Annotated in this window: 12 protein-coding genes; 9 read left to right on the top strand and 3 right to left on the bottom strand. The window is 54.2% G+C overall.

Features of this window, described 5'->3' with window-relative positions:
- Positions 1 to 127 precede the first annotated feature (127 nt).
- From HGO37_RS23965 to HGO37_RS23950, 4 genes are read left to right on the top strand one after another with little or no spacing between them, the layout of a single operon-like run.
- Positions 128 to 1297: a sialidase family protein gene (locus HGO37_RS23965; protein WP_250985562.1), complete on the top strand. Its 1170-nt coding sequence runs from the start codon at positions 128 to 130 to the stop codon at positions 1295 to 1297.
- Positions 1294 to 2256: a 4-hydroxythreonine-4-phosphate dehydrogenase PdxA gene (gene pdxA, locus HGO37_RS23960; RefSeq protein ID WP_250985561.1), complete on the top strand. Its 963-nt coding sequence runs from the start codon at positions 1294 to 1296 to the stop codon at positions 2254 to 2256. The genes HGO37_RS23965 and pdxA overlap by 4 nt, the downstream gene beginning before the upstream one ends.
- Complete coding sequence (locus HGO37_RS23955; RefSeq protein ID WP_250985560.1) at positions 2243 to 3154, top strand: dihydrodipicolinate synthase family protein; 912 nt, start codon at positions 2243 to 2245, stop codon at positions 3152 to 3154. Before pdxA ends, HGO37_RS23955 begins: the two co-directional genes overlap by 14 nt.
- 12 nt (positions 3155 to 3166) lie before the next feature.
- A complete protein-coding gene (locus tag HGO37_RS23950; protein WP_250985559.1) occupies positions 3167 to 4291 on the top strand; it encodes an iron-containing alcohol dehydrogenase in 1125 nt (374 codons plus the stop codon).
- 84 nt (positions 4292 to 4375) lie between these two features.
- Here HGO37_RS23950 and HGO37_RS23945 read toward each other — a convergent pair whose 3' ends face one another.
- Together HGO37_RS23945 and HGO37_RS23940 are read right to left on the bottom strand one after the other, a co-directional pair.
- Positions 4376 to 5101 (bottom strand): FadR/GntR family transcriptional regulator, encoded by a 726-nt coding sequence (locus HGO37_RS23945; protein WP_192491501.1) that lies wholly within the window; start codon positions 5099 to 5101, stop codon positions 4376 to 4378.
- Positions 5101 to 6156 carry a four-carbon acid sugar kinase family protein gene (locus HGO37_RS23940; protein ID WP_250985558.1) on the bottom strand — a complete coding sequence of 352 codons (1056 nt, stop codon included), beginning with the start codon at positions 6154 to 6156 and terminating at the stop codon, positions 5101 to 5103. Before HGO37_RS23940 ends, HGO37_RS23945 begins: the two co-directional genes overlap by 1 nt.
- Before the next feature lie 751 nt (positions 6157 to 6907).
- Here HGO37_RS23940 and HGO37_RS23935 point away from each other — a divergent pair.
- Entirely contained in the window at positions 6908 to 7678 is a 771-nt protein-coding gene (locus tag HGO37_RS23935) for a helix-turn-helix transcriptional regulator (RefSeq protein WP_250985557.1), read from the top strand.
- Between the two features lie 126 nt (positions 7679 to 7804).
- Here HGO37_RS23935 and HGO37_RS23930 read toward each other — a convergent pair whose 3' ends face one another.
- Positions 7805 to 8149 (bottom strand): hypothetical protein, encoded by a 345-nt coding sequence (locus HGO37_RS23930; RefSeq protein ID WP_250985556.1) that lies wholly within the window; start codon positions 8147 to 8149, stop codon positions 7805 to 7807.
- 505 nt (positions 8150 to 8654) lie between these two features.
- Here HGO37_RS23930 and HGO37_RS23925 point away from each other — a divergent pair.
- The 4 genes from HGO37_RS23925 to HGO37_RS23910 are packed head-to-tail and all read left to right on the top strand — an operon-like array spanning position 8655 to position 13135.
- A complete protein-coding gene (locus tag HGO37_RS23925; protein WP_250985555.1) occupies positions 8655 to 9677 on the top strand; it encodes a UDP-glucuronic acid decarboxylase family protein in 1023 nt (340 codons plus the stop codon).
- Position 9678: 1 nt separating this feature from the next.
- Positions 9679 to 10662: a UDP-glucose 4-epimerase GalE gene (galE, locus tag HGO37_RS23920; RefSeq protein ID WP_250985554.1), complete on the top strand. Its 984-nt coding sequence runs from the start codon at positions 9679 to 9681 to the stop codon at positions 10660 to 10662.
- Complete coding sequence (locus tag HGO37_RS23915) at positions 10659 to 12629, top strand: glycosyltransferase family 2 protein (RefSeq protein WP_250985553.1); 1971 nt, start codon at positions 10659 to 10661, stop codon at positions 12627 to 12629. Before galE ends, HGO37_RS23915 begins: the two co-directional genes overlap by 4 nt.
- Complete coding sequence (locus HGO37_RS23910; RefSeq protein WP_250985552.1) at positions 12626 to 13135, top strand: DUF995 domain-containing protein; 510 nt, start codon at positions 12626 to 12628, stop codon at positions 13133 to 13135. Before HGO37_RS23915 ends, HGO37_RS23910 begins: the two co-directional genes overlap by 4 nt.
- Positions 13136 to 13139 lie beyond the last annotated feature (4 nt).

Here is a 13139-nt window from a genome sequence, read left to right as displayed (position 1 = left end):
ATGATATTAAACAATAAAATTTACTCCAAACGTCAAAATCGATAAAAAACAACAATAGACATAACTTGACAACATATCAAATTAAGCAATGATGAACGTGAAAAAGCATCATAGGGAGGATGCGTAAGTGACACCGGAAGAAATAGCCGCCAGCATGGATGGGCGCATCGCCGCGTCCGAAGGCGGACTGATGCAGGCATTTTTGCCCTCATCGAAAATCCAGAACCATGCAGCCTTTTTGCGGTTCCTGCCCGACGGCACGCTTGCCTGCGCATGGTTTGGCGGCACGCTGGAAGGAAAGTCCGACATTTCCATCCACGTCTCCACACTGGCACCTCAGAGCAATCAATGGTCTGAAGCCAGTCAGCTGAGCGATGACCCGAACCGCTCCGAACAGAACCCGATGCTGTTTGTCGAGCCGAACGGTGCCATCAGCCTTTTCCATACGGCGCAGCCTTCCGGAAATCAGGATGAAAGCCGCGTTATTGCAAGGCCGATCTCATTCAACGGCACAATGACCGCTGGCAGCCCACGCGATATCGGTCTTGCAAATGGCACCTTCATCCGCGCGACCATCGTGGTGCGCGATGATGGCGCTTGGATGCTGCCTCTGTTTCTGTGCAATCCGCGCCCCGGCGCACGCTGGACCGGCACTCACGACACGGCAGCCGTCGCCGTCAGCACCGACAACGGCAAGTCCTGGAGCGTGACGGATATACCCGACAGCTTTGGCTGCGTGCATATGACCATCGTGCCATTGGACAATGGCAAGATGGTCGCCTTCTTCCGTCGCAGGCAGGCCGATTTTGTTTATCGCACGCAAAGCCTTGATGGCGGCAGAAGCTGGTCAGCGCCAACTGCCACCGACGTGCCCAACAACAATTCATCGATTGCTGCTATTCGACTGCGGGACGGACGTGTAGCGCTGTTGTGCAACCCGGTATCATCAGCGGAATTTTCGCAGCGTCGTGCATCGCTCTACGACGAGTTGGAAGAACAGGACGATCGCCCGAATGCCGAAGGTGGCATAGTGCCGATCTGGGGTGTGCCACGTGCGCCCGTCACGCTTTGTGTTTCAACGGATGATGGCCACACCTTCCCGACGCGTCGTATCGTCGAAGATGGCCCCGGCAGCTGCCTTTCCAACAATTCTATTGACGGTCACAACAAGGAAATGTCCTACCCGGCCATGGTGGAAGACGGACAGGGCAATCTACATCTGGCCTACACCTATTATCGCCGGGCCATCAAATATGTCCGGCTGAACAAGGGCTGGATAGACGGAGAAACTGCATGAGCACACTCGTTGGAATAACCATGGGCGATCCCGCAGGCGTTGGCCCGGAAATCACCATCAAGGCACTGGCCGAAATGAGCACTGAGGACCGCGCCAATACGCGGGTCTACGGCAACCTCAAACAACTCGAAGCCGCCAAGGCAGTGCTCGGCATTGATCTGGACCTGACCGGACTGGTCGTTGATGTGGAAGTGGAAGGGGCACCCGTTGCCTGGGGTAAACTCAGCGCCATCTCCGGCGATGCCTCATTTCGCTTCATCGATACTGCCGTTAAAGATTCTATGGCCGGCAAGATTGGCTGCATCGTCACTGCGCCAATCAACAAGGAAGCACTGAATTCGGCCGGCCACCACTATGATGGCCATACCGGCATGCTGACATCACTGACCGGCTCGAAGTCCGCCTTCATGTTGCTGGCATCCGACCGGTTGAAGGTGATCCATGTTTCGACCCATGTGTCGTTGAAAGACGCCATCAATCGCGCCAAACCAGAGCGTATTCTGGCGACCATCAAGGCTGGAAATGATCACCTGAAACGTATTGGTTATGCCAAGCCGAAGATTGCTGTTGCAGGCATCAACCCGCATTGCGGTGAAAACGGTCTGTTCGGTACCGAAGACGATGAATTCATAGCACCGGCCGTTGCTCAGGCACGCGCTGAAGGCATTGATGTTTATGGCCCTATTTCGGCGGATACCGTGTTCCACCGCGCCTATCAGGGCGGGTTTGATCTGGTGATTGCCCAGTATCACGATCAGGGTCACATCCCGATCAAGCTGGTGGCCTTCGATACGGCCGTCAACGTCTCCGTCGGCCTGCCGATTGACCGCACCTCCGTTGACCACGGCACCGCCTTCGACATTGCCGGAACCGGCAAGGCCAATCACGTCAACATGAACGCAGCCATCGCCTATGCGCGCAAGCTGATAGCCGGGAAGAATGCACATGGCAAAGTTTGAATTCAGCGGCGTTTATTGCGCAGCAACCACCCCGGTTGCTGCGGATGGCAACCCGGATTTTCACCTGTTTACCGCCCATTGCAAAGCGCTGCTGGACGAAGGCTGCGATGGCGTGGCTCTGCTTGGCACCACAGGCGAGGCAAATTCCTTCGGCCTGAAACAGCGTATGGATATTCTGGAGAAGGCGATTGCCGGTGGCGTAGCACCTGAAAAACTGCTGCCCGGCACCGCCCAGACGGCCCTTGCCGACACCATTGAAATGACACGCCATGCCGTTCAGGCCGGTGTGCACGGCGTGGTCTTGCTGCCGCCATTCTACTACAAGGGTGTCAGCGCCGAAGGCATCTACCGTGCCTATGCCCGTATTATCGAAGGCGTGAAAGACGACCGCCTGAAAGTGGTTCTCTATCACATTCCACAGGTGTCAGGCGTCGCCATTCCGCATGAGGTTATTGCCCGCCTGCGCAAGGATTATCCCGGCGTCGTTGTTGGCATCAAGGACAGTTCAGGCGATCTGGAAAACATGAAGGCGATGATTGCCGCTTTCCCGGATTTTGGGGTGCTGGCAGGTGCCGACCCGCTGCTTCTGCCGCTGATTCAAGCCGGTGGTGCAGGCTGCATTACCGCCAGCTCCAATCTTGTCGCCGCTGAACTTCGTTTCGTGTTCGACAACTGGAATGTGCCGGGCAAGGAAGCCGCCGTCAAAGCAGCACAGGACAAGATTGTCGCCTGGCGCGAACTGACCAACGCCTATGTGCAACTGCCGACCGTGAAAACCATGGTTGCCAAACGTCGCGGCGACAATGGCTGGCTGCGCGTCACACCACCACTGATCGAACTGTCGGACGCAGAACGTGCTGATGTCTGGTCGCGCATGGACGCGCTTGAAAGAGCTTGAGGGAGAACCGCCATGGATGGAATGGCTAGACCGATCACCCTGCATCAACCCAAGCGCCTTGAAATAGGCGCTGGCGCCTCTGCCAAGCTGGGCGAATGGGCCAATGGCGCATCACGCATTCTGGTGATTGCCACCGAACACACGCTTGGTTTTGTCGACCGGCTGAAGCTGACCGGCACGATCACCGTGTTTTCCGACATTCCGCCGGAACCGGATGACAAGGCGCTTAATGCAGCCATTGAAATGGCACGTAGCGTTCAGCCGGATCTGGTGGTGGGCCTCGGCGGCGGCTCGGTTCTCGATGTCGCGAAACTCGTCGCAGCATTGTGGGATGGTCAGCAGTCACTGGATGACGTTGTTGGCCCCAACAAGGTGGCTGGCCGCAAAACAGCGCTGGCTCAGGTGGCAACAACAGCTGGCACCGGGTCTGAAGCCGGTATTCGCGCACTGATTACCGACAATGTCAGCCATTCCAAAAAGGCGGTCGAAAGCCCCTACCTGCTGGCCGACATCGCCATTCTCGACCCGGAACTGACCTGGTCGGTACCACCGGCAGTAACCGCCGCAACCGGCATTGATGCTATGGCGCACTGTGTGGAAGCCTTCACCAATATTCGCGCCCATGACCTGATTGATGGTTATGCGCGCATGGGTATCCAGTTGGTCGGCAAATATCTGGCGCGCGCGGTGGAAAACGGCAAGGATACCGAAGCCCGCGCCGGCATGATGCTCGCATCCTATTACGGCGGCATCTGCCTAGGACCCGTCAATACTGCGGCAGGCCACGCCCTTGCCTATCCCCTCGGCACCCGGCTCGGCCTGCCGCATGGGCTCGCCAACGCCATCATCTTCCCGCATGTGCTGGCCTATAATGTGCCGGTGCGAGCGGAAAAAACTGCCGAGGTTCTTGATGCACTTGGCCTTGCTATTTCCAAGGATCCGGCCGCCGTGCTCACCGCAGCCTATGGTTTCTGCAAGGCACTTGGTGTGGAAATGAAGCTGTCGGTACATGGTGCGCAGCAGGAGCACTTACAGAGCTGGGCAGATGAAGCCCATGCCATCCGCAGGTTGATGGATAACAATCCAAGGGACATGTCAGCGCAGGATGTGCTGGCAATCTATAACGCCGCGTTCTGAAAGCCGCCTGTCAGGCGCTCCTAATTCAAAACAAACAAAACCCCGGTCAAAAGCCGGGTTTTTTTATGCGCATAACAGAAAGCCTTATGCCCCCTGGGCAAGTTCAGGCCTGCGCCCCTCAAACAAGCGGTCACGCGAACCACGAAGGTGCTGGCGCATCAGGTTACGGGCCAGATCGGAATCGCGCGTGCGGATTGCCTCGTAAATCGCGGCGTGTTCATCAAAAACATGTCGCAGTCCACTGGCTGAATTCTTAAGCGACAGGCCATGGAACTGCATTCCAATGGCAATATGATCTTTCAAGGCCTCCATGGCCGTTGAAAAATATGTATTGCCGGAAGCCTGCGCAATCGACAGGTGGAACATGAAGTCGGCATCTTCGCGGTGCCTTTGCCGGCTCGTTGCATCCTGCAACGCCTCAAGCGCCAGGCGAATGACCCGGATCTGCGTGTCGCTGTGCCGTTCGGCAGCGCAGGCCGCCGCTTCCGGTTCAACTGTGATGCGGAATTCATAACAGTTTTGCAGATCGGCAATATTTTCCAGTGGCCCGAACCCAAGGGGTTGCTTGACCCCTTGTATGCGCACGAAACTGCCAGCCCCCTGACGCGAATACACAAGCCCTAGATCGCGTAACTTCTTCAGGGCATCACGCACAACAGGGCGGGAAACCTCAAATTCCGCCGCCAATTCATGTTCGGTAGGCAATCGTTCATCGCTCTGATAGGCGCCGGATTTGATGGCATGTTTCAGCCGTTCAAACACCACCTCGCTGAGGCTTTTACGATGTGAAATCTGCTCCACTGTCCGCATTATTTCACGCCTTTATGTCCGAGAATTTTCTCCGCCACCTGCACCAGTGTTTCCGCATCGCCGAAACCGCCCGACTTAGTGATGAAATGACGATCGCCATATTTGGCAACGGGCAAGCCTGGCATAATCTCACCCAGCAAGGTCAAAATGCGAATACCCTGCTTGTCGAAATAGGCTTCCGCCGACGCACCGCCCGACAGGAGCAAAGTGTCATAACCCGCATCAAGCGCCGCAACCGATGTTGCAAGATTGTCCGCGACTTCAACGGACGACAGTTCCGTTGCACCATCAACCGCCTGAATAAGTGTGAGCGCCGATGAAAGTGGCGCGGCAGCAACGGCTGTTTCCGCAACAGTACCACCTGGCGCAGCAATGTAATTCAGATGAGAAGCCGCGTCGCGCAAGGTACCAACTTGGGAAACGGTAATCGGATCGCGCGACCCGATGGCAATCAGCAGCTTGTTGCCTTTCACGCCGACACTGTCCTGTCGCGGGCGACCCGATTGTGCCGCAAGCGCATTTGCCAGCGACAATGCCCCGACCAAAAGATCATTTTCCTGCAAAAGACCCAATGCCGCCTGCATCGCCTCAACGGTGCTGGTGTCTGGAATGATCGATCTTTCAGCAACGGCCCCCAGCCGACCAGCAATGGCGATAGGTGTTTCAACACCAAAACCGCTGATCATGCCATTGGTCACAACCCGGCCAAACTCGGGAATGGCAGGCAAAACAACTGCACGCTCGAACTCAAGCGCTGAAATCTCGGCCTCGACATTGCCTTTCAGCCGTGAGTCGACCTTTTTCAGCAGCGCCATGCGGCTGACCAGCTGTTTTTGCGCCAGCGCAACACGGTTGGCGGCTTCACCCGGTGCAATTTCCCGGCTGCGGGTGGTCACGGCAACCACATCTGCGCCGCCAGCAACGGCCTCACCCAGCGCAGCCTGATCGATAACGACCGTAACGGAATAACCATGAGCGGCGAAAGGAGCAGCAGAATCCAGCGCACCCGTCAAATCATCCGCAACGATCATCAATCTGTCGACTTCAAACTTCATGCTGCTGTACCGATTTTACAAATTTTCCATAAATTGGACTCTCAAAGGGCCGCAATTTCTTTTGTAAATCATCGCATAACGGGAAATGAAAACAACAAAAATTTACAAGTCAAAAACAAATTATCGCAACTTGTGTGGTTGAATGTGACCTAAATGCACATTCCCTAAACCACCAAAATATTGAGGCAGAAAACACCGTACAACAGCACCGGGTAAGGCACAGACCAAGCGCCAGCAATCCCCAACCAAATAGCCGGAGAGTAGAACTCAAAACGCCTTGAATTCATGGAATCGGACAGCGCCGGAGAAAAAAGAGGCATTCTATTTAAACTTAAAGAAAACTTCGCAAGCGCGACTTCAGAGCAAATTTCATCAAGTAAAAGAATTTCACGCGACAGCCGAAAAATAAAAATCAGGCAGAGAAAACCATTCTCAAGCGCTCATATTAGCGCAAAAAACTCATTACCCATATAAAATACAACCCGTAATTTTATATATCAAAAATACCAAACCTTGAATTTCCAAATTACCCGATGACTCGCCACAAAATGAAAAATCTTGAAATATCGGCACGTTAATCACGTTTACAAAATTTTAATCACCTAATCATTTCGGGTCATTTCTTTAATGCGGTTTTCATATTAGCATAATTAACAAGTGATTAATAACAATGGACATGCATCATTTCGCGGATTCGACATAACAAACACAATAAGAAAGTAAAAAATGCGTATCGCTCAGGGAGGCGTAAATGTTCATGGTATCTTCTAGAATAACTCATGCAGAACGCATAAACAACACGTCAGTAACAAACCAGACATTACTTTTAATCGCGGATGCGGATCTGTTTTCCGAATGCCTGGTTGAGGCACTCGGCAAAAAGTTCCCCATGTGTAATGTCATCAGCATTAACCAACCACAAGCAATCGAAGACGGGTATACATCCGATGTGAAACTGGTCCTGCTGTACAGAATTGCCGGCCAGCAGTTGCAAGATGCCCTGAACAACATCCGGGAAAAACATCCCTCAGCATCGATCGGCCTCGTTATTGATGCCGTCGGCATGCTGGAATCCTATCTCAAACAGCTGGTTGAAACACGGATCATTGATGGCGTATTGCCACTCAGTCTGAGGCTGGATGTATTCATGGCCGCAGTCGATCTGTTGATCAAGGGCGGAGAACATTTCCCGTCCGCGCTGCTTGGACGCCTTGTTGAGACCAAGTCACCAACCAATGCTATGCCGCATGCTGGCACGCCCATTGGCTTGGCGTCGGCTGCAAAGCAGCACCACCATGACTTCAACGGCCTCACGACACGGGAAGTCCAGATTTTGGATCTTCTGTGTAAGGGAACCCAGAACAAGATTATCGCGGACAGGCTGCATCTGTCGGAAAATACTGTCAAAGTACATGTGCGAAACATCTATAAGAAGATGCATGTGCGTAACCGTACGGAAGCCGCATCACGCTTCTTCGCATTCGACCATGCAGAAATGACCCATCACGAATGGAAAAACTGAGCGTCGTCGTACAAAAGTTGCAGTTTGCTTTTGTACGAAACTCTCCTGAGCTCATCGCGGCTCAATGAGCTTTTTGTGAAGCAACATTGATCCGCGACACCACGTTATGCCTGACAGAAGCAGATATTAGCGCAGGTAGCAGCGAGCCTTCTGGCCAAAACCGCTCGGCGAGCAGGTATAAGGCGATGAACCGAAATCATTGACCTTGGTAACGGCAACAGCAGGCTCGCTCTCCGCTTCAACGCTTGAGACCAGCGTGACAGACGCCTTGTCATAGGCATAGGACTTCTTCGGTGCGGAAACGCGATGACTGACTTCGTTCTGGATTTTCGGTGCGCTGTTATCGGACAGAAGCGGAGTCTCGACGGCGGAACAGGCCGCAACGGAAAAAGCAACAACGGCAATAGAGCACGCCATTTTGGCAAGGCGCGCAGGGTTCAATGCCCCCGCGCGGTGATGAATAATAGACATATTTGTCCCCAATGCCGCAAAGCGCGGCCAGCTGCGATGCGTTTGCGGCAAACAGCCCGTCAAACACACTCGTGTTGATATTTGACTCATGCACCGCTGACCAAGGCAAGCATGTCACACCACACACAATCGCTCCCGGTGGCCAGTACACCGAACGCCGTTTTAGGCTCGGCACGCACGCTACCCTAACCTCATTCGATTGAGTGAGGCTTGCGCTCTTGCTTGATAAGAAAGGCATTATGTTGGCATAGTTAAAAATACGCACACAATGGGATTAATCAATGTATTTCCTCGGTAATCAATTGTAATATTTTAGAAATTTCGCATTGACGAAAGCAAACGATAAAATATTATATTCTTAAAACAATAAAAAAAGGACATGAATCAAGTACAGGCGGCCGACAACAACAAGTAATAAAACCGCCGGAATTTCAAAAAATCAAAACGAGCGACACAACTACACGGAAACGGCACTGCAGTTTCCTGGTAGGAAGGAGTGTGTGTAATGCGTAAGTTCGTTCCCGATGACAATGATTCCAACGTCAATATCTATTCAAACTGGAAGCCGGGTCTTCGTGCGCTTGTCAATGGCGGCGCAGGTTTCCTCGGTTCGCACCTGTGCGAACGGCTTTTGCAATGCGGCCATGAGGTTGTCTGCCTCGACGACTTCTCCACCGGCAGACGCACCAATATTGAACATCTTACATCCAATAATCGTTTGACCGTGGTGGAGCACGACGTGCGCAACCCCTATGATCTCGATGTATCTGTCATCTTCAATTTTGCGTCGCCTGCATCACCACCTGATTACCAGAGGGATCCGGTAGGCACGCTTTTGACCAATGTGATCGGTGCCCTGAACGTGCTGGAACTGGCACGTCGCACCGGTGCAACAGTTGTCCAGTCCTCCACATCGGAGGTCTATGGCGACCCCCTTATCAACCCGCAGCCGGAAACCTACTTCGGCAACGTCAATCCCATCGGCCCGCGTGCCTGCTACGATGAGGGAAAACGCAGCGCTGAAACGCTGTTCTTCGATTATCACCGCAATTTTGGCGTCGATATCAAGGTTGGTCGCATCTTCAACACCTATGGCCCGCGCATGCGCCAGGACGATGGTCGTGTTGTTTCCAACTTCATCGTGCAAGCCCTGCAGAACAAGGACATCACCATCTATGGCGACGGCAAACAAACCCGTTCCTTCTGCTATGTGGATGACCTGATTGAAGGTTTCCTGCGCTTCTCGGTTAAAAGCCCGGAATGCTGTGGCCCGATCAACATTGGTAATCCTGCAGAAATTCCGGTACGGCAACTGGCAGACATCGTCATTGCCATGACCAACTCCAGTTCACGCATCATACACCTGCCAGCCGCAGTGGATGACCCGCAACAACGCCGGCCGGATATTACCCGCGCCAAAGAAGAGCTGAGATGGCAACCCCGCGTCAATCTTGAACATGGCCTCGCAAAGACCATCCACTATTTCGATGCGCTGCTCAGCGGAAAAAAAATGGCGGAGGCCGTATGAGATGCCCCGCTACATCCTTGTCACAGGCGGAGCCGGCTTCATAGGAAGCCATATCTGCAAGGCGTTATCGCTGTCCGGCATGGTGCCGGTGGCTTATGACAACCTGTCCACCGGCCACAGCGATGCTGTGCGCTGGGGACCGTTGATCACGGCTGACATTGCCGATCACAGCATGTTGCGGGCAACGCTTTCCGAGTTTGCCCCTTCCCACGTCATCCATTGCGCTGCCAATGCCTATGTCGGGGAATCGGTAACCGACCCGCGCAAATATTACCGCAACAACGTGGCCGGTAGCCTGACACTGCTGGAAGCCTGCATGGACCACCATGTCGAAGGACTGGTCTTTTCCAGCAGTTGCGCCACCTATGGCATTCCGGAAATCCTGCCGATCCGTGAGGAAACGCCACAAATTCCGGTCAATCCTTACGGTCGTACCAAGCTGATTTTTGAAATGGCTTTGGAAGACTATGCCGCAGCCTATGCCCTGCGGTTTGTCGCCCTGCGCTATTTCAATGCCGCAGGGGCTGACCCGGGCGGAGAGCTTTCCGAACGGCATGAGCCAGAAACCCACCTTGTGCCACGTGCGCTTCTGGCCGCCGCCCACAAAGTTCCGCAGCTGGATGTGTTCGGCAATGATTACGACACGCAAGACGGAACCTGCGTCCGTGACTACATTCATGTCAGCGATCTGGCTGACGCTCATCTCGCAGCCATCCGTTATCTTGTCGGTGGTGGCGAGACCCTGCGCGTCAATCTTGGCTCTGGCCGTGGCGCATCGGTTGCCGAAATCGTCGGCGCCATCCACCGAGTAACGGGCCAGCAGGTACCTGTCCAATACGGCCCGCGTCGCGCCGGTGATCCCCCCTCACTATTTGCAGATATTGGTCGCGCCAAAGCCGTGCTTGGCTTCACACCATCACGCTCGGACATTGAAACGATCATCCGCACTGCTGCACCGACATTCGGACTGGAGACCAGCCGATGAGCACGACACAGTTCACCACGACCGTTAACACCCAAAAGGCCAAACATAAGGTCCATGCCAGGGTGTCCGACGCGCTGTTCGACCCGGTCTTCACCGGGTGGAACCGTATTGCCTATCTGCTGGGTATCGCAGGCTGGCTGGTAACCTTGGTTTATTTCTGGGGCTGGTGGCTGGATACTGACCACATGCTGTCGATGCCCTATTTCATCGCCGTCAGCGTCTCGGTGTTCTACGTCACCATCCTGCCTGCTTATTTCGTGCTGATTTTCCTCAATGCGAAAGTCGTCAAACCGGAGGCACCCTTGCCCGAGGGGCGTGTTGCCATGGTGGTGACCAAGGCTCCATCAGAACCCTTTTCGGTGGTCAGAAAAACCATGCTGGCCATGCTAGAGCAGAAAATATCGATAGAATACGACGTCTGGCTGGCCGATGAAGATCCAACACCGGAAACCAGCCGGTGGTGCGGCGAACATGGCGTGTTGATTTCCACCCGCAAGGGTGTTGAAGCCTATCACCGTGCACAATGGCCGCGCCGCACACGCTGCAAGGAAGGCAACCTTGCCTATTTCTACGATCATTATGGGTATGACCGTTATGACTTCGTGGCGCAGTTCGATGCGGACCATGTACCGGAACCGGACTATCTCCACGAAATCCTGAAGCCTTTTGCGGATCCCGCGGTCGGTTATGTGTCGGCACCCAGCATTTGTGATGCAAATGCCGATGAAAGCTGGGCGGCACGGGGCAGGCTATACGTCGAGGCTGGCCTGCATGGCGCGTTCCAAACCGGTTATAATAACGGCTGGGCACCTCTATGTATCGGCTCACATTATGCCGTGCGCACCAAAGCCTTACGTCAGGTGGGTGGCCTTGGGCCTGAATTGGCAGAAGACCACTCCACCACCTTGCTGATGAATGCGGGTGGCTGGCGTGGAGTGCATGCCTTGAACGCTATTGCCCATGGTGATGGACCTTCAACCTTCACAGATCTTGCCGTGCAGGAATTCCAGTGGTCGCGTAGTCTGGTTACTATTCTTCTGCAGTATTCGAAGGACTATGTGCCGGCACTGCCAGCCAAACTGCAATTTCAGTTTCTGTTTTCGCAGATGTGGTATCCGCTGTTTTCCGTTGTCATGGCAGTCATGTTCGTCATGCCGGTTATCGCCCTTCTCGCAGGCCGTCCACTGGTCAATGTGAGCTACCCGGAATTCATGCTGCATTTCCTGCCTTCAATCTTGATGCTGACGGTGTTCACCTTCTTCTGGCGGGCAACCGGAACCTTCAGGCCGCATGATGCACGGCCGTTCTGCTGGGAAACATTTGCCTTCCTGTTCCTGCGTTGGCCCTGGTCGCTGGCAGGTTGCCTGGTCGCCATACGTGACAGGATCAATGGTTCCTTCGTGGATTTTCGCATCACACCAAAGGGTGGCGAAAAGGCCGGATGCCTGCCGCTGCGCATAGTCGCCCCGTACATCGTGCTGGCCGGCTTCACAGCGCTCGCCATGATGCTGGCGCCGGACAGCCGCAGCACCCAGGGCTTTTACATTTTCGCGGCCATGAACGTAACGGTTTACGCCTTCCTCGTTCTGCTTTTGATGTTCCGACACGCTTCGGAAAACAGCCTTTCGGTATTGCCGCGGACATGGGGCAATGCACTCGCAATAGTGTCTTCCTTCATCATCATTGCCAGCGGGGTGTTACAACTCAACACCCATGGCCTTGGTGGGCTGGAAGCACTGTCGCACGGCCAACCCTATGTCAGCTTTACCGAAACCCGCTTCAACGCTTCCGGTGCAGGCGTTGGTGGTACCAAGACCATAAAGATGAAATTCCGGGTGAAATGGCACGGCATCCAACCTGAACAGGAAGTGCAGGTAAAGCCGCAGCCCACTCCACCACAATACGGAATCATCATGCTGGCCAAGGCCAGACAGGATGGGTCCCTCGAGAAAGGAAGACTGTCATGAAAACTATAATCAAAAACCTCAGGCTTCCAGTCCTTCTGCTCAGCATGAGCATGCTGACACCAAGTCTGGCGCTTGCCGCAAAAGAGGTCAAAAAATCCCCACAGCTTCTGACAGCATCGGAAGTGGTGAATATGTACAAGGACAAAACCTGGCGCTGGCCAAGTGGCGGCGGACGGTTTGATTCGCAAGGTCGGCGCTTTACCGCAATGACCGAAGAAAACGGCAAGAAGTCCATCGGCGAAGGCACATGGTCAGTCGATAACCTCGGCAAGATGTGCATGAACGCCACCTGGACCACAGACGGCAAGTCCGCCAAGGCAAGGACATGTTTTTCCCATGGCAGGCTTGGCAACGTGATCTACCAGAAGCGTCTGCCAATGGGAGACTGGTACGTGTTTCGCAGTGCCAAACCCAGAGCAAGCGATGAATTTTCGAAACTTGTGAACACCGACAGCGTAACCGTTCAGGCGTTGGCGGCCAAACAGGTCATGTCAGTCAAAAAATAGTTGG

Origin of the sequence: Rhizobium sp. CG4 (assembly GCF_023701965.1) — a bacterium.
GTDB lineage: Bacteria > Pseudomonadota > Alphaproteobacteria > Rhizobiales > Rhizobiaceae > Agrobacterium.
Note: the sequence above shows the minus strand (reverse complement) of the source record. Positions and strands in the feature narration are given on the sequence as shown.